Raw genomic sequence first — 16,979 nt, forward strand, 5'->3', positions numbered from 1 at the left:
CCCTACAGGGGCGTCAGCCGCGTGAGGTGCCCTCGGTGGAAGAGCAGCGGGCCGGACGGCTCGTCCGCCGTGCCGAGGGCGTTCACCCGGCCGACCACGATGAGGTGGTCACCGCCGGTGTGGACGGCGTGGATCGCGCAGTCGATCCAGGCGACGGTGCCCGCGAGACGTGGGGAGCCGGACACCGGTGCCGCGTCGTACGGCACGCCCGCGAACTTGTCCGCGCCGCTGACCGCGAAGGCGCGGCAGAGTTGGCCCTGGCCGGCCCCCAGGACGTTCACGCAGAAGACCCCTGCCCGCGCGATACGCGGCCACGTCGTCGACGTACGGCCGACCATGAAGGCCACCAGGGGCGGGGTGAGGGAAAGGGACGAGAAGGACTGGCAGGCGAAGCCGGCGGGGGAGTCGCCGCCGGCGGCGGGCGGTGCCGTGATGATCGCCACGCCCGTCGCGAAGTTCCCGAGCACGCGGCGGAACTCACGCGGGTCGAGCGGTGCGCGCTCGTCCTCGGCGACACAGCGCAGATCGGGGCGCGGCAGCGCTTCGACGGGCTCGGGGGCGGGTGTGCGGTTCGACCTGAGGTAGCGGACGGCGGCTTCCGCCATCCCTGCTTGTCCCATCACACCCGCCATTGAAGCTGACGCCTCGTCAGATAGGAAGGGTCAGCGGCCTTCGAACTCCGCCCCCCGCCGCTCCACGAAGCTCCGTACGCCCTCCCGCGCGTCCGCCGTCGTCATGTTGATCTCCTGTGCGGCGGCCTCGGCGGCGAAGGCGGCGGTGCGGTCGGTGTCGAGGGAGGCGTTGACGAGCTGCTTGGTCAGGGCGAGGGCGCGGGTCGGGCCGGAGGCGAGGCGCTCGGCCCATGCGCGCGCCGTCTCCGCCAGCTCCTCGTCCCCGACGACCCGGTTGACGAGCCCGAGACGTTCGGCGTCCGGGGCGGTGAGCGCGTCGCCGAAGAACATGAGCTCTTTCGCGCGCTGCGGGCCGATGAGCCGCGGCAGGAGGTAGGCGCCGCCGCCGTCGGGGACCAGTCCGCGGCGTACGAACACCTCGATGAAGCGGGCGGATTCGGCCGCGAGGACCAGATCGCAGGCGAACGCGAGATGCGCGCCGAGGCCGGCCGCCGTGCCGTTCACGGCCGCGATCACCGGTTTCTCGCAGTCGAGCACGGCGGTGATCAGACGCTGGGCGCCGGTGCGCAGGGTGCGTGCGACGTCGCCCGTGACGCGTTCGCCGGCCGGGCCGGCGCCCCGGAGGTCCGCTCCGGCGCAGAAGCCGCGGCCCGACCCCGTGATCACGACGGCCCGCACCTCCGCCGTGGCGGACGCCTCCGCCAGCAACCGGATGATCTCCTCGCGCTGCCCGGGCGTGAGGGCGTTGAGGCTCTCGGGCCGGTTGAGGGTGAGGGAGAGGACGTGGTCGCCGGTCGTGTGCAGCACCGCGGACCGCGTCATCAGCGGCACACCGCCAGCGCGTCCAGCGCCACCGCGCCCTGCCCCTGCGGCAGCACCAGCAGCGGATTGATGTCCAGTTCCGCGAGCTGGTCGCCGAGTTCCAGAGCCATGCGCTGCACCCGTAGGACGACCTCGACCAGCGCGTCCAGATCCGCCGGCGGCCGCCCCCGGACCCCGTCGAGCAGGGCCCGCCCGCGCAGCCCGGCGAGCATGTCCCGCGCCTGCTCCTCCCCGAAGGGCGGCACCCCTACGGCGGTGTCGCGCAGCACCTCGACGAGCACCCCGCCGAGCCCGACGGTCACGGTCGGGCCGAACAGGTCGTCGTGGGCGACACCGACGACCATCTCGACGCCCTGTTCCACCATCTGGCAGACCAGGACGCCGTCCAGGGAGACGTCCTCGTAGCGGGCGATGTCGGTCAGCTCCCGGTAGGCGTCGCGGACCTGGCTGGCCGAGGTCAGCCCGATCTTCACCAGGCCCAGCTCGGTCTTGTGGGCGATCCGGGCACCGGAGGCCTTCATCACCACCGGGTAGCCCACGAGCCCGGCCGCGCGGACGGCCGCCGCCGCGCTGGTCACCAGCTGCTCGCGCGGTACCCGGATGCCGTACGCCCGCAGCAGCTGCTTCGCCGCGTGTTCGCTGAGCTGCCGGCCGGGCTGCATCAGGGCCTGGGCCTTGCGGTAGGACGGTGAGGGGGTGCGCGGGGCCTCGTCGAAGGGGGATCGGTAGGCGGCCGTGAAGCGGTGGTGGGCGAGGTGGGCGCGGACGGCGGTGAGGCAGTTGCCGACCGTGCGGAAGGTGGCCACGCGGGAGGAGCCGAGCAGGACCTCGCGGTAGACGGGTTCGGTGCCGACCGGCGAACCCCACACCACGCAGACGAGCTTGTCGGTCTGCTCGGCCGCGTCCACCAGGTCGCGGACGAGCCGGTCGCTGAGCGGCGGGAACGGCCCGGTGACCGGGCAGATCAGCACGCCGACCCCGGGGTCGGCGAGGATCGCGTCGATGATCTTCCGGCCGCGATGGTCACCGACCGGATGGCCGCCGTTGTCGACCGGGTTGGCGACGCTCAGGTACCCGGGTATCCACTGGTGCAGCTCGGCCTGTTTGGCCTCGGACAGGACCGGCAGGCTCAGGCCCGCCTCGGTGGCCAGGTCGGCGACGTGCGCGCCGGTGCCGCCCGAGATCGAGTAGACGACGACGCCGTCCGCGCGCGGCGGGCGGGCCCGGGCCAGGAGGGCGGCCGTGTCCTGGAGTTCGTCGAGCCCGTCGACCCGGATCACGCCGTACTGCCGGAGCGCCGCGTCCACCACCGCGTCCGCGCCGGTCAGCTTGCCGGTGTGGGAGGCGGCCGTGCGGGCGCCGGTCTCGGTGCGGCCGACCTTGACGGCGACGACGGGGACTTTGCGCCGGGCGGCCCGGTCGGCGGCGAGCAGGAAGGAGCGGCCGTCCTTGAGCCCTTCGAGGTAGCAGGCGATGGCGCCGACCTCGGGTTGCTCGGCGAAGTAGGAGAGGAAGTCGGCGCTCTCCAGGTCGGCCTCGTTGCCGGTGGGGGCCCAGTGGGAGAGGCGGATGCCGAGTTCCTGCAGGGCGAAGACGGGCCGGCCCTGGTGGCCGGACTGGGTGATCAACGCGATCGCGGGGCCTTCCAGGTCCTCGCGGAATTGCTCGAAGGCGTTGAGGTTGGTGTTGGGCCCCAGCAGCCGCAGCCCGGACCGCTCGACGGCGGCGGCCAGTCGCCGCTGGGCGGCCTCGCCCTCCGGCCCGGTCTCCGCGAACCCGGAGGCGAAGACGACCGCGAACCGCGCCTTGGCGTCGGCCAGTTCCTCGATCACCGGGAGGGGGTCGCCGACCAGCACGACGGCCAGATCGACCTGTTCGGGCAGGGCGGCGACGGAAGCAGAGCAGGGGATGCCGAAGACGGCCGGCCGGCTGGGGTGCACCGGGTGGAGCGTGGCGCCCACGCGTACCGCCCAGTCGGCCAGTTGCCGGGTGATGCCGGTGTTCGGGCGGCCCGCGGCGTCCGAGGCGCCGATCACGGCGACGGACCGGGGGCGGAAGAAGCGGTCCAGGTCGGGTGCGCCGGCGTGCAGCGGGCGCCCGCTGACATCGAGGTCACCCGCCTGGGCCGGCCTGCCGTGCACGACGGGCCCGGACCGCTCGCCACAGGCGATGGCCCGGGTCCGGCGGGAGTCGGTGGTGAGGGTGCCGTGGGTCGATCCAAGCATCGTTTCCGCCCGCTCCTGTGAGACAGCCGCTAACTGACGCACTGTCAGATTACTGAACTGATGCGACGTCAGGAACGGGGTGTGCCGGGCGAAGTTGTCGAGCGGACCGACTCGGGGGCGTCTCGCCGTCGGGGCGGGTGGTCAGCCCGGCAGGCGGGACACCCGCCCCGAGCTGTTTCTCGCGACGGCCTTCGCGATCTTCACCGCGTCGAGTGCCATCTCGCGGAGGTTGCCGCTGATCGGGTTGGTGAAGCCCGTGAAGTACAGGCCGGGGGCGGAACTCTGGGTGCGGGCGCCGTGGACGACGGGCCTGCCGCGGTCGTCGAGCACGTCGAGGTGGCCGACCAGGCCCTCCAGGGCGCGGACGTACCCGGTGGCGGCGATCACCACGTCCGGGGAGATCCGGCTGCCGTCGGCCAGCGCGACCTTGCCGCCGTCCTCGAAACCGTCCACGGCGGCCACGATCTCCACCGTGCCCTTGCGCACGGCGTCGATCAGACCGACGTCCTGCACCGGGATGGCCCCCTGCTTCACCCGCGTGTACAGCCCGGTGTCCGGGCGCGGCAGCCCGTGGGGCGACAGGTCGGGCAGAGCCACCTTGGCCTGCACCCGGGAGATCCGGTCGACCAGGCCGGCCGGCAGCCGGCGGACCAGGACGCCGCTGTACTGGGCGGCCCAGCCGACGGTCGAACGGCGCACGATGTGGGGGACGGTCCGCACGGCGAGCCGGACCCGGGAGGCGCCGCTCTCCACCAGGTCGACGGCGATCTCGGCGCCGGTGTTGCCGACGCCGACGACGAGGACGTCCCGGCCGGCGCAGGGCTTGCCGCTGCGGTACTCGCCGGCGTGCAGGAACTCGCCGGTGAAGGCGGAGCGGCCGGGCCAGTCCGGCAGGCGCGGGGTGTGGTTGTAGCCGGTGGCGACGACCACCGCCGCGCCGGTCAGTTCCCGGCCGCCGGTGGCGTGCAGCAGCCAGCCCGTGCCGTCGGGGGTGCGCTCGACGCGGGACACCTCGACGCCGGTGACGATCTCGAGACGGTGGTGCTCGGCGTACTTCTCCAGGTACCGCACCACGTTGTCCCGGGACACCCACCGCCCGAACCTGCGCGGCATCGGCAGCCCGGGCAGGGCCGAGAGGCGGCGGGTGGTGTGCAGGTGCAGCCGGTCGTAGTGGCGGCGCCAGGACGCCCCGACGTGGTCGGACTTCTCCAGGACGACGGCCCGTATGCCCCGGGCGCGCAGCGCGTACGCGGCGGAGAGCCCTCCGGGGCCGCCGCCGATGACGTAGACGGGGCGGTCCGGTGGGGGTTGCGCGGAGGCGGGTGTGGGGGGTGTGGAGTCGGCCATGAGCGGGAGCGTAATCACGGGACCGCTTGATGGGTCTCGGTCAAGACCGGAATTGGTTTCGGATTGATCACGGCTGTAGGCGCAGGGAGTGGGGCTCGTGGCGTACCGGGCCCGGTTGTGGCGGGGTGGTGATCGTTTCTGGCGCGAGCCGCGCGCGGCCTCCGGAGGGCGACCCTGGCGATCCGCCGGACGATGGGTGCTTGCGGGGGCCTTGTGCTCCCGAAGAACTGACGTACCGTCAGATTGCATGGACACGATCTGGCTCACCGGAGCGGAATGGCTGGCCGTGCTGCGGATCGGGCTCGGGCTGTGGTGGCTGGAGAGCTGGCGGCACAAGGACCGCAAGGCCTGGTTCGAGCGGGGCACCGGCATCGCGTGGGCGGCCGGCATAGCCGCCGAGCACCGCTGGAGCGCCGTCCGTTCGGGCTTCGAAGCGGCCGTCGCGCCGCATGCCCGCGTGATGGCGTACGTCGTCGTCTACGCGGAACTGGCGCTCGGGCTGGGCCTGATCACCGGCTTCCTCACCCCGGTCGCCCTGGCCGGCGGACTCCTCCTCAACGCCCTCTACTTCACGCTCATGGTCCACGACGTCGCCGAGCAGGGGCAGAACTCGATGATGGCGCTGATGTCGGTGGTCGGGCTGTTCGGGATGTCCTGGCAGACGTGGTCGCTGGACAGCGCGCTGGGGCTGTTCTGATGACCGGCCGCTTCGACCTGCCCGAGCCCGACACCTTCACGCGGACGTACTGGGACGCGGCCGCCGAGGGCAGGCTGCTGATCCGCCGCTGCGGGGCCTGCGGCCGGGCCCACCACTACCCGCGCGAGTTCTGCCCGCACTGCTGGAGCGAGGACGTGACGTGGGAGACGGCGAGCGGCCGCGCCACGCTCTACACCTGGTCCGTCGTCCACCGCAACGACCTGCCGCCGTTCTCGGACCGTGTCCCGTACGTCGCCGCCGTGGTCGAACTGGCCGAAGGGCCGAGGATGATGACGGAGATCGTGGGGGAGGGGGGCGACCGGGTCGGTGCGGACCCGGACCTGTCGGGCGGGACGGAGCTCGAGGTGGCCTTCCGGGAGGGCATCCCGGTGTTCCGGACGGTGACGAGGGGCTGAGCGGCCAGGCGAGCGACGGCCGGCGGCCCCGGACGGGACTCCGGCCGTGACGGGGGCGGCCCCGTTCTCCCCGTCACGGCGATCCGGATCACGGCCACGGGATTGAATGGGACCCATGGCCCCCATACGCGACCAGTCCCTGACCGGCCCCCACCCGGGTCTCCACGGCCACGGCCTCGTCCTGCGTCCCTGGGACGCGGGGTCGGGCGCCGACGTCGACACGTGGTTGCGCGGTCTGCGGGATCCGGACTTCCGGCGCTGGAACACCCCGTTGCGGCTGGTCACCGACCGGGCGAGCGCGCGGGAGTCGCTGCTCGCGCGGGCGCAGAGTGCCCTGGAGGGGACGTCGGTGTCGTTCCGGGTCGCGGACGCGCGCAGCGACGCCCCGCTGGGGCACGTCGGCGTCAACGAGATCCGGTACCACCTGAAGGTCGCCCGGGTCGGCTACTGGGTCCTCCCCGAGGCGAGGGGCCAGGGGGTCGCCACCCGGTCCCTCCTGCTCACCGCCCGCTGGGCGCTGACGGAACTCGGTCTGCACCGGCTGGAGCTGGATCACGCGGTCGGTCACGACGTGTCGTGCCGGATCGCCGAGAGGTGCGGGTTCTCGTACGAGGGCACCCTGCGCGGTGCGATCTTCCAGGAAGAGCGGCACGACGCGTTCCGGGACGCCCATCTGCACGCGCGCCTGGCCACCGACCCGGAGCCGGCGGACCCGTGGGGAGGGCAGGGCGCAGGCGTGTGACGCGCATCACTGCCGTTGGGTGATCAGTTCGTCCCGCCCCGCCGGTCATAACTGGCAACCGCACCACAACCGCAGAGAAGATGAAGGGACCGGCCGAGATGACCGCACCTGTGAAGGGCCCCGCCAGCTACTTCCCCTCCATCGAGAAGAAGTACGGCCGGCCGATCGCCGAGTGGCAGGAGCTCATCCGCAGCTCGCCGCTGACCCGGCACATGGAACTCGTCGCCTGGCTCAAGACCGAACACGGCCTGGGGCACGGCCACGCCAACGCGCTGGTGGCGCACACGCTGGCCGAGGACAGCGGCACGTGAGCCGACGGGGGCCCGCCGAAAAACCAGGAGAGCCCGGGAGGCCGCGGGCGGCACCATGAAACATGGACACCGTCACCCACACCGGCGCGGACAGCTGGTACCTCACCCATGACCTCGACGACTTCCTGACCCGTGCGGGCGCCTTCCTCCGTTCCCGGCCGGCGCTGCACACCGTGCCGCTGACGGTCACGGAGACCCTGCGGACGCGCGGCCGGTGCGTGTACGGGGACGGGGCACCGGAGTTCGGCGTGCTGGAACGGGCGGGAGAGGTCCGGGCGGCCTTCTTCCGCACCCCGCCGCACTGGCTGAACATCACGGCTCTCACCCCCGAGGACGCCGACATCCTCGCCGCGCGACTGGCCGCCCTAGGCCGGCGCCTGCCCGGCGTGAACGCGGAGTGCGGCACCGCAGCCGCCTTCGCCGAAGCGTGGCAGCGGCACACGGGCGCCCCGGCCGCCCTCCGTCAGCGCCAGCGGCTCTACCGGCTCGGCACCCTGACCGCACCCGGACCCGTACCGCCCGGCGGCCCCCGGACCGCCGTCGAGTCGGATCGCGAGCAACTCCTGCGCTGGCACGACGAGTTCAGCGAGGCCGTCGGCCTGGGAACCGTCCGCGACTCCGCCGAGTGGGCGGACGCCCGTATCGACAGCGGCGGCATCACCTTCTGGGAAACCCCCGACGGCGACGCTGTCGCCATGGCCGGCACCGGCCCGCAGGTCGCCGGCCAGGTCCGCGTCGCCCCGGTCTACACCCCCACCCACCTCCGCGGCCGTGGCTACGCGGGCGCCGCGACGACCGAGGTCAGCCGCGCCGCCCTGGCCGCCGGGGCGGAGGAGGTCCTCCTCTTCACGGACCTGGCCAATCCGACCAGCAACAGCCTCTACCAGCGCATCGGGTACCGGCCGGTCGCGGACTTCGAGGTGTACGACTTCACGCGGGAGACATGCCGGTAGGCCCTACGCGGCGGCGGCCCGGGGGACCACCTGGATGGTGAACGTGTGGGAGCCCGGGCCGTCGGCGATGCCCATGAAGAGCAGGGCGAAGTGTTCCTGGCCGCGGCCGTGGTGATGTTCGCCGATGTCCGGCTGGGACGAGGGGGGCCGGCCGAGGCCGGTGAGCAGGCGGCCTCTGGTGACAGCCGTCGACGGCTGTCCTCACGGCCACAGCAGCTCCCTTGACCATCCCTCCCCGTCCCGCTCCCCCTCCCGCCGGTAGCGGAGCCGGACGTGCCGTCGTCGCTCGTCCCCCTGGAAGAACTCCACCTCCTCGGCCCGCAGCCGGTACAGCGTCCAGGACGGCACCGGTGCCTCCGGCTCCCGTGACGCCCGTTCCCACGCCGACTCCGAGGCCCGGGCCAGGTCGTCCAGGGAGGGGAGGACCTCGCTCTGCCGCCCGGTCAGCGCCGCCGCCAGCGCGCCCGTCGAGCGGGCGTGCAGGTCGCCCTGGGACTCCCCGGACGGAGCCGCCGTCACCGGACCGCGCACCCGGACCTGGCGGCCCAGCACCGGCCAGTAGAAGCCGAGCGCGGCGTACGGACGGCCGGCGAGGTGCCGGCCCTTGCGGCTGCCGGCGTGGGACGCGAAGGACCAGCCGCCGGCGTCCGCGCCGTGCAGCATCACGATCCGCACGTCGGGCAGGCCGGACGCGTCCGAGGTCGCCAGCGACATGGTGTGCGGCTCGGTCTGGCCGGCCGCCACCGCCGCCGCGAACCACTCGGCGAAGAGGGGCAGGGGAGCGGCCGGGGCGGTGGCCGGCTCGAAGGAGGGCAGGTCCGTGACCTCGGGGTCCCAGACCCGCAGTGACCTCAGAAGCACGTGAAGATCGGTTGCCATGCCTCGATTGTCACCGCTCCGGTCTCCTCCGGCGGGGCGGACAGCGTGCGCGGCGGTGCAACGGGCCGTTCCCCGGGCCGCCCCCGGTGGCAGGCTCCTCTCAGTCCGCCCCCAGCACCACCGTCCCCGACGAGCAGAACCAGCCCCCGGTCCCCGAGGCCACCGCCAGCCGGGGCAGTGAGCCGTCGCCCCGCCGCACCTGCCGCTCCCCGCAGTCGCCGCGCACCTGCCGCACCGCCTCCACCAGCAGGAACAGCCCCCGCATCCCGGGGTGCTGCGCCGACAGCCCGCCCCCGTCGGTGTTCACCGGCAGCTCACCGCCCTCGACCCGCAGGCGCCCCTTCTCCACGAACGCCCCGCCCTCGCCCTTCGCGCAGAAGCCGAGGTCCTCCAGCGTCACCAGCGTCATGTACGTGAACGCGTCGTAGATCTCGGCGAAGTCGATCTCCGACGGCCGTACCCCCGCCCGTCCGAACGCCAGCCGCCCGCTCACCGCCGCCGGCGTCACCGTGAAGTCCGGCCACGCGGACATCGCCGCGTGCGAGACGGACTCCCCGGTCCCCAGCACCCACACCGGCGACGTACGGCAGTCCCGTACGTACTCCTGCGCCACCAGCAGCACGGCCGCCCCGCCGTCGGAACGGACGCAGCAGTGCAGCTTGGTGAAGGGGTCCGCGATCACGGGTCCGGCCAGGACCTCGTCGACCGTGACCGGGGTGCGGAACATCGCCTCCGGGTTGAGGGCCGCGTTGGCCCGTGCCTGCACCGCCACCTGCGCCAGCTGCTCGATCGTCGTGCCGTACTCGATCATGTGGCGGCGGGCCGCCATGGCGTACTTGGCGATCAGGGTGTGGCCGTAAGGCACTTCGAACTGCAGGGGGCCGCGCGTGCCGAAGGACAGCGTCCCGGTGCGGCGGCCCGCGCGTACGTCGGCCCGTGCCGTCGAGCCGTAGACGAGCAGCACCGCGCGGGCGTGCCCGGCCGTGATCGCGTCCGCCGCGTGGGCCGCCATGACCTCCCAGGTGGAGCCGCCCACGGAGGTGGAGTCGACCCAGGTGGGACGCAGGCCCAGGTACTCGGCGACCTCGACGGGCGCCAGTGTGCCGAGGCCCGCCGAGGCGAAGCCGTCGACCAGGGACCGGTCCAGGCCCGCGTCGGCCAGGGCGCGGCGGGCCGCTTGGGCGTGCAGGGCGTATGGGGTCGCGTCGTCCACGCGGCCGCAGTCCGAGAGGGCCACGCCGGCCACGGCCACTTTCCTCCGGGCAACCATAAATCTGACGGTACATCAGATTCGTGTGGGCGTGGCAGGGCTCTGGGCTTCCCTGTTCCGCCGCCCTAATATGACGGACCGTCAGATGCGGAGAGAGGTGCCCCATGGACGCCCGCTTCACCGACGAACAGGACGAGATCCGCCGCACCCTGCGCGAACTGCTCGACAAGCGGTGCGGTCCGGAAGAGCTGCGGGCCGCCGTCGACACCCCCGCCGGACACGACCCCGCCCTGTGGACCACCCTCGCCGAACAACTCGGCCTGCCCGGCCTGACCCTGCCCGAGGCCTACGGCGGAGCCGGCTGCACGGTGACCGAACTGGCCCTGGCCTGCGAGGAGACGGGCCGGGCCCTCGCCCCCACCCCCCTGCTCGCCACCGCCGTCCTCGCCGCCCCGCTGCTGCTCGCCCTCGGCACCGGCGCCCAGCGCGCCGAGCTCCTGCCGCGCATCGCCTCCGGCGGACTCACCGCCGCCCTCGCCGTACCGGGGCCGGCTCTCACCACCGCCCTCGGGCTCACCGGCCACGACCGGCGCGGGGACTGGGCGGGCGGGGGGCGGGCCGGGGGTGTACAGGCCCGGCGGGCCGAGGGCGGCTGGCAGCTGTACGGGCAGGTCGACCAGGTTCTCGACGGGCACCGTGCCCGGCTCCTCTTGGTCGCCGCGCACGCCGGCGGATTCGCCCGTTCCCGTGTGCTGCTCTTCCTCGTGCACGGGGACGCCGCCGGTCTCACCCGGGTACGGCGCACCGCCCTGGACGCCACCCGCCCGCAGGGTCGCATCCAACTGCGGAACACTCCGGCCGAGTTGCTGGGCGGCGAGGCCGTCGACGCCCTCCCCGCCCTCGCCCGGCTCGGTGAGACGGCAGCCGCCTGCCTGGCCGCCGAGGCCGCGGGGGCCGCCGGCCGCGTGCTGGAGCGGACCGTCGGGTACGTGGGGCAGCGCGAGCAGTTCGGGCGGCCGGTCGGCTCCTTCCAGGCGGTCAAGCACCGGCTGGCCGACGCGTACGTCCAGGTCCAGGCGGCCCGCTCGGCGGCCTACTACGCGGCCTGGGCCGCCGCCACAACCGCCGGTGCGGAGACGGCCGGCGGCCTCGCCCTCGCCCAGGCGCTCGAAGCGCTGCGCCGCGCCGCCGCCGAGGGGATCCAGCTGCACGGCGGCATCGGTTTCACCTGGGAGCACGAGGCTCACCTGTACTTCAAGCGTGCCGCGGGCGACGAGCTGCTGTTCGGGCCGGTGCACCGGCTGCGGGCGCACGCGGCCGACGCGGCACACGTCTTCGAGGAGGCCGGCCCATGAAGGGTGCGCGCGTGGTGCAGAAGGTGTCGTCGACCAGGGGCTTCGCGCGCGTGGCACCGCACGTGGTGCCCGCCCTCGACCGGGCCGTCCACCGGCTCACCAGGGGAAAGGTGCTGCTCAGCGCGCAGCTCCTGCCGGGTGTGGTGCTGACCTCGACCGGGGCGAGGAGCGGGCTGCCGCGCCGTACGCCCCTGGCCTGCATGCCGGAGGACGGCGGGCGCTGCTGGATCCTCGTCGGGTCGAACTTCGGGCGGCCGGGGCACCCCGCCTGGAGCCACAACCTGCTCGCGCATCCCGACGCGGAGATCAGCTGGAAGGGCCGGGACGTCCCGGTCACGGCCCGGCTGCTGGAGGGCACGGAGCGGGCGGCGGCGTGGCAGGCGCTGCTGGCGTTCTGGCCGCCGTACGCGGCGTACCAGGCGCGGGTGGAGCGGGAGATCAGGGTGTTCCGGCTCGTACGTCGCTAGAAAGCGCAACAGGCGGTGGTCCACCTGGGTGGACCACCGCCTGCCAGACAGGACTTGGGTACGTATGAGGCCGTTGCGCCGCGCTACTTCGTCGGCTTCCGGCCGGTGACGCCCAGGTGGACCAGCAGGGCGAGGTTCGGTTTCAGTTCGGCCTGCTTCACGCCCCAGGAGGAGAAGCCCTTCTGGTGGGAGGCGACGGCCGCGAGCATCGCGACGAGCGAACCGGCGACGGCCGCCGGGTTCACGTCCTTGTCGACCCTGCCTTTGGCCTGGAGCTCGGCGACGGCGTCCGCGAGGGAGTTGTTCACCGAGTTGAGGATCTTCATCCGGAGTTTGTAGAAGCGCTTGTCGCCCTCGGCGGCGCCGAGATCGACGACCCGCAGGATGGCGTCGTTCCTGCGCCAGAACTCCAGGAAGCCGTCGACGAGTTCCTGTGCCGTCTGCCAGCCGGCCTTGCCGGCCCAGGAGCGGCCCTCCAGGAGCTCCGTCAACGCGGCGCCCTCGGTCGCCATTTGCTCGGCGATCTCCAGGACGGCGCCCTCGACGTCCGGGAAGTACTGGTAGAAGGTCGCGGGTGAAGTGCCCGCTTTCCGGGCGACATCGATGACTTTGACGTCGCGGTACGGGGAGGAGCTGAGCATCTCGCTGAGGCAGTCGAGCAGCTTCTGCCGGGTCGCCTGCCCACGTCGGCCGGCCACGCGGCCGTCGACGGTACGCACTTGTCCTGTCATGACGTCAGCTTACCGAGGCGTGATCGGGGCGCGATTCGGCCGACTGCAAATGGGGTGTAAGGAAGTGCCGATGCTGGTGTGCCTGGTCTGCGGGTTGCGTCAGTCGCGGTTACGTTGGCGGCATGGCCGAAAACAGGGCATCGGTGTACGGAGAGGGCGTCCCCTGCTGGGTGGACGCGCAGCTCCCCGACGTCGAGGCGGGCAAGCGGTTCTACGGTGAACTTTTCGGGTGGACCTTCGAGGACTGGTTCGGCTCCTTCGCGCAGGCGCTGAAGGACGGCGAACCCGTGGCCGCGCTGGTCCGCAAAGTGGACGGCCGGCTGCCCACCGTCTGGACGGTGTACTTCGCCACCCCGGACGCGCCGGCCCTGGCCCGGCGCGTCCGGGACGCGGGCGGGCAGATCGTCTCGGCGCCGGTGCCGGCCGGGGAACTGGGCGTCACCGCGCTCGTCACCGACCCCGAGGGCGCCGTGTTCGCCCTGTGGCAGCCGGAGGAGCATCCCGGCTTCGGCAAGCGGCACGAGCCGGGCACCTTCGCCTGGGCCGAGCTGTACGCCCGGGACACCGAGGCGGCCAACGCCTTCTACGGCGATCTCTTCCAGGAGGCCCTGTTCGGACCGGACGCGAAGCCCGACTTCGGGCGCGCCCCCGTCTCCGACGTGTTCTCCGAGCGGATGCCGCCCCACTTCCTCGTGCACTTCGCCGTGGCGGACGTGGCGGCCGCGCTGGAGGACGTGAAGCGGCTCGGCGGGCGGGTCCAGGCCCCGCCTTTCGAGACCTCGTACGGCGAGGCCGCCGTCGTCACGGACAATCAGGGGGCGTCCTTCGCGCTGCTGCGCCGCTGAGCGGGCTTTGTTTGGTCATCGTTTGATCACTTTCATACCGAGACATCCCAATTGTCACCGGGTTCGCAACCAGGGCTCCGGCCAGGAAGAATCAGGGTGCGTGCCGCCATGGCGGTGCGGTGGTGAGACGCTGCACGGGGTCGCGTGGGACATGTGACGTCGGCGCGGCTCGTACGGGGAGGTGGCAGGCAGAGTGGTGGATCAGCTGACGCAGCACGATCCGCGGCGGATCGGGCCGTTCGAGGTGCTGGGACGGCTGGGTGCCGGCGGCATGGGGCTGGTCTATCTCGCGCGTTCGGCGTCCGGCCGGCGTGTGGCGATCAAGACCGTCCGGACGGAGCTGGCCGAGGACCAGCTGTTCCGGGTCCGCTTCACGCGCGAGGTGGAGGCGGCCCGCGCCGTCTCCGGCTTCTACACGGCCGCCGTCGTGGACGCCGACCCGCGCGCCGCCGTGCCGTGGCTGGCCACCGCGTACGTCCCCGCGCCCTCCCTCGAGGAGATAGTGAACGACTGCGGCCCCATGCCGGCCCAGGCGGTGCGCTGGCTGGCGGCGGGCGTGGCCGAGGCCCTCCAGTCCATCCACGGCGCGGGCCTGGTGCACCGGGACCTGAAGCCGTCGAACGTCCTCGTCGTCGAGGACGGGCCCCGGGTGATCGACTTCGGCATCGCATCGGGTGTCTCGAACACACGTTTGACCATGACGAACGTCGCCGTCGGCACCCCCGCCTACATGTCCCCCGAGCAGGCCAAGGACTCCCGCAGCGTCACCGGCGCCAGCGACGTCTTCTCCCTGGGCTCGATGCTGGTGTTCGCCGCCACCGGGCACCCGCCCTTCCACGGCGCCAACCCGGTCGAGACGGTCTTCATGCTGCTGCGCGAAGGCCCGGACCTCGAAGGGCTCCCGGACGAACTGCGGCCGCTCATCGAGTCCTGTATGCAGATGGACCCGACGGCCCGCCCCAACCCGGCCGACCTCCAGGCCCAGCTCGCCCCCCACCTCTTCGGCTCCGGCTCCGACGACAGCGGCACGGCCTCCGCATGGCTGCCCGAGCGGGCCGTGGGCCTGATCGAGTCCCGCCGCAACGGCCGCCCGGCCGGCAAGCCCGCTCCCGGTGCCGGCCGCAGCGGCGGCGGACGCCCCGCCCCCGGCCCGGCGCCCATCCCGCCCCCGCCGCCGCACGACCCGGTCGTTCCGGCGTCCGTGCCGGCGCCGGCCGGCGGCCCGGACACCGGCCCCGTCCGGCTGGCGGGCGGTCAGGTGCCCATCGGCCCGGGCCCGCGCGTCGCCGACGTCCGTGCCGCCGCCGTCAAGGCACCCCCGCCGGAGGCCGCCCTCGCCGCCTCCTGGTCCAAGCCCCGCCCCGGCGTCAACGGCACCGACCCCGCCGTGGGCCCCGCCGTCGCCGCGCCCCCGGCACCGGCCGCGCCGCCGGAGCAGTCCGGTGGCTGGCGGCCCTGGCGTTTCCGCATGTCCAACGACGTCTGGGGCACCCCTTCCGTCGCCGACGACCTGGTCTACGTCACCTCCTTCGAGGTGCACGCCCTGGACGTCGCCACCGGCCGCCGCCGCTTCAAGACCCGGGACGTCGCCTGGTCCATGGCCGTCGCGGACGGCCGTATCCACGCCTCCGACGGGCCCACCCTGTTCGCGCTGGACGCCCGCGAGGGCGGCGACCTGTGGCGCCTGCAGACGGACGCCTGGGTCTACTCGCTCAAGGCCGGCCGCGGCACCGTCGTCACCGGCACCCGCGGCGGCGGCGTCCAGGGCTGGGAGGCCTCCGGCGGTCAGAAGCTGTGGGAGATCACCGGCTGCCAGTCCGACTTCGAGTCCCCCGAGGCCGGGCCCGCCCTGCACGACGGCACGGTCTACGTGTGGCAGGACGCCCGGCTGCGCGCCCTGGACGCCCGTACCGGCGACGAGCGCTGGTCGTACCCGATCGGCGACGCGGCCTCCTGCGGCGGTGTCCCGATCCGGCTCACCCAGGCCGGCGACGGTTACGTGTACGTCTGCGCCGGCACCCGCGTCCTCGCGCTCGACGTGGCCGCCGGACATGTGAAGTGGCACTTCGAGGCCCCGGCCGTGTTCCTCTGCCCGCCCACCTTCGTCCCCGGCCCGGCCGTCACCGGCGGCGGCATCTACCTCGCCGACTACCTGGGCACGGTCTACGCCCTCGACGCCACCGACGGCCGCGACCGCTGGCGCATCGCCACCGAGGCCCGCTCCTGTGTCGACCCCGTCCTGGTCGCCGCCGGCCATGTCCACGTGGGCAGCGGCAAGGGCCTCTACACCCTCGACGCGGTCACCGGCACGCCCAAGTGGCGCTTCCAGGCGGGCGGCGACATCGTGGGCGCCCCCTCGGTGGCCGAGGGCCGGATCCACTTCGGCTCCACCGACCACCTGCTCTACACCCTGAAGGCCGACGACGGCCGGCTGCGCTGGAAACTCGCCACCGGCGGCGAGATCACCGGCTCCCCGGTCGTCCGGGACGGGGTGGTGTACGCGTGCAGCAAGGACCGCTGCGTGTACGCACTGGACGCGGAGAAGGGCACGGGCACGGCGCGCACCGCCTGACCGGCCCGGGGCGGCCGTCGTACCGGCGTACGGAAGGGGTGCTCCGGACGGCGGCCGCCGCTTTGCCGGGGAGCGGCCCGTTCACCGCTCCCACCCAGGACGCTACGCCGGGTACGCACCGGTCGCCACGCAGTGACATGCCCGTGACAGGTGATCACTACGCTGTCCGGCATGCAGATACGGGGGCGCAAGCTCAGGTTCACGGCGGTGCTGGTCCTGGTGGTACTGGCACTGACCGGTTTCTCGTCCGGCCGGGGCCGCGGCGGCAGTCACGGCGGCAGCGGCTCGGGCGGCGGCGGGTGCAGCAGCTCCAGCCAGGACCACGACAGTTCGAGGACGTCGACGTCGAGCGGTGGCTCGTACGGCTCGAGCGGCGGCTCGTACGGCTCCGACGACGATGACCACGGAAGCAGCGGCGGCGGCTCGTACACCCGCAGGCCGAACTACGGCTCCACGCCGACCTCCTCCTCCGGCTCCGGCAGCGGCAAGGCCCTGAAGGACGGCACCGCCAGGCTGATCAGCTGCGCCACCCCGGCGGCCCCCTACGCGACCGTCGAGGTCAGGAACCCCAACGGCCGCAAGGCCGCCTTCTCCGTCTCGGTCACCTTCGAGGACGCCCAGGGCATCACCGTCGTCGACCGGTACGGCGACGTCACCGTCCCCGCGAACGGCACGGCCACCGTCGGCGTCCGGGTGGGCGGCGGCGCGGGCCTGGTGGAGTCGGTCGACCACTGCGAGGTCGACGGCCAGGCCCTCGTCGACGACTGACGGGACC

At 73.4% G+C, this 16,979-nt stretch carries 17 protein-coding genes and 1 pseudogene; 10 read left to right on the plus strand and 8 right to left on the minus strand.

All coding sequences use genetic code 11. The features are described 5' to 3' along the window. Positions 1-2: 2 nt before the first annotated feature. From IO24_RS0115385 to IO24_RS0115400, 4 genes are all read right to left on the minus strand, one after another. Entirely contained in the window at positions 3-605 is a 603-nt protein-coding gene (locus tag IO24_RS0115385; protein WP_031136051.1) for a flavin reductase family protein, read from the minus strand. 57 nt (positions 606-662) lie between these two features. Then, a complete protein-coding gene (locus tag IO24_RS0115390; RefSeq protein ID WP_031136054.1) occupies positions 663-1,454 on the minus strand; it encodes an enoyl-CoA hydratase/isomerase family protein in 792 nt (263 codons plus the stop codon). Continuing rightward, positions 1,454-3,679 (minus strand): acetate--CoA ligase family protein, encoded by a 2,226-nt coding sequence (locus tag IO24_RS0115395; protein ID WP_031136056.1) that lies wholly within the window; start codon positions 3,677-3,679, stop codon positions 1,454-1,456. The genes IO24_RS0115390 and IO24_RS0115395 overlap by 1 nt, the downstream gene beginning before the upstream one ends. A 141-nt stretch (positions 3,680-3,820) precedes the next feature. Beyond that, a complete protein-coding gene (locus IO24_RS0115400) occupies positions 3,821-5,026 on the minus strand; it encodes a flavin-containing monooxygenase (protein WP_031136057.1) in 1,206 nt (401 codons plus the stop codon). 247 nt (positions 5,027-5,273) lie between these two features. Between IO24_RS0115400 and IO24_RS0115405 the strand changes: the two genes are divergently transcribed. The 5 genes from IO24_RS0115405 (at position 5,274) to IO24_RS0115425 (ending at position 8,145) form a co-directional block, all read left to right on the plus strand. After that, positions 5,274-5,723: a hypothetical protein gene (locus IO24_RS0115405; protein ID WP_031136058.1), complete on the plus strand. Its 450-nt coding sequence runs from the start codon at positions 5,274-5,276 to the stop codon at positions 5,721-5,723. Further along, on the plus strand, positions 5,723-6,139 hold the full coding sequence (locus IO24_RS0115410; protein ID WP_031136060.1) for a Zn-ribbon domain-containing OB-fold protein: 417 nt from the start codon (positions 5,723-5,725) through the stop codon (positions 6,137-6,139). The genes IO24_RS0115405 and IO24_RS0115410 overlap by 1 nt, the downstream gene beginning before the upstream one ends. Before the next feature lie 115 nt (positions 6,140-6,254). After that, positions 6,255-6,881 (plus strand): GNAT family N-acetyltransferase, encoded by a 627-nt coding sequence (locus IO24_RS0115415; RefSeq protein WP_031136062.1) that lies wholly within the window; start codon positions 6,255-6,257, stop codon positions 6,879-6,881. 98 nt (positions 6,882-6,979) lie between these two features. After that, complete coding sequence (locus tag IO24_RS0115420) at positions 6,980-7,192, plus strand: DUF4287 domain-containing protein (protein WP_031136065.1); 213 nt, start codon at positions 6,980-6,982, stop codon at positions 7,190-7,192. Positions 7,193-7,254: 62 nt separating this feature from the next. Further along, on the plus strand, positions 7,255-8,145 hold the full coding sequence (locus IO24_RS0115425; protein ID WP_031136067.1) for a GNAT family N-acetyltransferase: 891 nt from the start codon (positions 7,255-7,257) through the stop codon (positions 8,143-8,145). A gap of 3 nt (positions 8,146-8,148) precedes the next feature. On the opposite strand, the pseudogene IO24_RS46380 reads toward IO24_RS0115425, so the two are convergent. The 3 genes and pseudogenes from IO24_RS46380 to IO24_RS0115435 all read right to left on the minus strand — a co-directional run. Next, a pseudogene (locus IO24_RS46380) lies at positions 8,149-8,325 on the minus strand (oxidoreductase); the annotation flags it as partial. Between the two features lie 21 nt (positions 8,326-8,346). Further along, positions 8,347-9,024, minus strand: a complete 678-nt coding sequence (locus IO24_RS0115430; RefSeq protein WP_031136068.1) for a pyridoxine/pyridoxamine 5'-phosphate oxidase — start codon at positions 9,022-9,024, stop codon at positions 8,347-8,349. 100 nt (positions 9,025-9,124) lie between these two features. Next, entirely contained in the window at positions 9,125-10,294 is a 1,170-nt protein-coding gene (locus IO24_RS0115435) for a thiolase C-terminal domain-containing protein (protein WP_031136070.1), read from the minus strand. A 104-nt stretch (positions 10,295-10,398) separates the two neighbouring features. Here IO24_RS0115435 and IO24_RS0115440 point away from each other — a divergent pair, with 104 nt between their 5' ends. Beyond that, positions 10,399-11,589, plus strand: coding sequence for an acyl-CoA dehydrogenase family protein (locus IO24_RS0115440; RefSeq protein WP_031136072.1), 1,191 nt, complete (start codon positions 10,399-10,401; stop codon positions 11,587-11,589). Then, on the plus strand, positions 11,586-12,056 hold the full coding sequence (locus IO24_RS0115445; RefSeq protein WP_031136074.1) for a nitroreductase family deazaflavin-dependent oxidoreductase: 471 nt from the start codon (positions 11,586-11,588) through the stop codon (positions 12,054-12,056). The genes IO24_RS0115440 and IO24_RS0115445 overlap by 4 nt, the downstream gene beginning before the upstream one ends. 83 nt (positions 12,057-12,139) lie before the next feature. Here the strand turns inward: IO24_RS0115445 and IO24_RS0115450 are convergent, their stop codons facing one another. Then, complete coding sequence (locus IO24_RS0115450; RefSeq protein WP_167551612.1) at positions 12,140-12,787, minus strand: TetR family transcriptional regulator; 648 nt, start codon at positions 12,785-12,787, stop codon at positions 12,140-12,142. A gap of 122 nt (positions 12,788-12,909) precedes the next feature. Here IO24_RS0115450 and kbpA point away from each other — a divergent pair, with 122 nt between their 5' ends. The 3 genes from kbpA to IO24_RS0115465 all read left to right on the plus strand — a co-directional run bounded on the left by kbpA (position 12,910) and on the right by IO24_RS0115465 (position 16,972). After that, positions 12,910-13,632, plus strand: coding sequence for an AfsK-binding protein KbpA (gene kbpA / locus IO24_RS0115455; RefSeq protein ID WP_199808837.1), 723 nt, complete (start codon positions 12,910-12,912; stop codon positions 13,630-13,632). Positions 13,633-13,825: 193 nt separating this feature from the next. Then, entirely contained in the window at positions 13,826-16,204 is a 2,379-nt protein-coding gene (gene afsK / locus IO24_RS0115460) for a protein serine/threonine kinase AfsK (protein WP_031136079.1), read from the plus strand. Between the two features lie 171 nt (positions 16,205-16,375). Beyond that, entirely contained in the window at positions 16,376-16,972 is a 597-nt protein-coding gene (locus IO24_RS0115465; RefSeq protein ID WP_031136081.1) for a hypothetical protein, read from the plus strand. Positions 16,973-16,979 lie beyond the last annotated feature (7 nt).

The organism is Streptomyces flavovariabilis, from assembly GCF_000725785.1.
Classification (GTDB): domain Bacteria; phylum Actinomycetota; class Actinomycetes; order Streptomycetales; family Streptomycetaceae; genus Streptomyces; species Streptomyces hawaiiensis.

Excerpts from the sequence above, each read along its gene's own strand:
- IO24_RS0115385 (WP_031136051.1), bottom strand. The coding sequence starts at position 605 with ATGGCGGAAGCCGCCGTCCGCTACCTCAGGTCGAACCGCACACCCGCC.
- IO24_RS0115390 (WP_031136054.1), bottom strand. The coding sequence starts at position 1,454 with ATGACGCGGTCCGCGGTGCTGCACACGACCGGCGACCACGTCCTCTCC.
- IO24_RS0115395 (WP_031136056.1), bottom strand. The coding sequence starts at position 3,679 with ATGCTTGGATCGACCCACGGCACCCTCACCACCGACTCCCGCCGGACC.
- IO24_RS0115400 (WP_031136057.1), bottom strand. The coding sequence starts at position 5,026 with ATGGCCGACTCCACACCCCCCACACCCGCCTCCGCGCAACCCCCACCG.
- IO24_RS0115405 (WP_031136058.1), top strand. The coding sequence starts at position 5,274 with ATGGACACGATCTGGCTCACCGGAGCGGAATGGCTGGCCGTGCTGCGG.
- IO24_RS0115410 (WP_031136060.1), top strand. The coding sequence starts at position 5,723 with ATGACCGGCCGCTTCGACCTGCCCGAGCCCGACACCTTCACGCGGACG.
- IO24_RS0115415 (WP_031136062.1), top strand. The coding sequence starts at position 6,255 with ATGGCCCCCATACGCGACCAGTCCCTGACCGGCCCCCACCCGGGTCTC.
- IO24_RS0115420 (WP_031136065.1), top strand. The coding sequence starts at position 6,980 with ATGACCGCACCTGTGAAGGGCCCCGCCAGCTACTTCCCCTCCATCGAG.
- IO24_RS0115425 (WP_031136067.1), top strand. The coding sequence starts at position 7,255 with ATGGACACCGTCACCCACACCGGCGCGGACAGCTGGTACCTCACCCAT.
- IO24_RS0115430 (WP_031136068.1), bottom strand. The coding sequence starts at position 9,024 with ATGGCAACCGATCTTCACGTGCTTCTGAGGTCACTGCGGGTCTGGGAC.
- IO24_RS0115435 (WP_031136070.1), bottom strand. The coding sequence starts at position 10,294 with ATGGTTGCCCGGAGGAAAGTGGCCGTGGCCGGCGTGGCCCTCTCGGAC.
- IO24_RS0115440 (WP_031136072.1), top strand. The coding sequence starts at position 10,399 with ATGGACGCCCGCTTCACCGACGAACAGGACGAGATCCGCCGCACCCTG.
- IO24_RS0115445 (WP_031136074.1), top strand. The coding sequence starts at position 11,586 with ATGAAGGGTGCGCGCGTGGTGCAGAAGGTGTCGTCGACCAGGGGCTTC.
- IO24_RS0115450 (WP_167551612.1), bottom strand. The coding sequence starts at position 12,787 with ATGACAGGACAAGTGCGTACCGTCGACGGCCGCGTGGCCGGCCGACGT.
- kbpA (WP_199808837.1), top strand. The coding sequence starts at position 12,910 with ATGGCCGAAAACAGGGCATCGGTGTACGGAGAGGGCGTCCCCTGCTGG.
- IO24_RS0115465 (WP_031136081.1), top strand. The coding sequence starts at position 16,376 with ATGCAGATACGGGGGCGCAAGCTCAGGTTCACGGCGGTGCTGGTCCTG.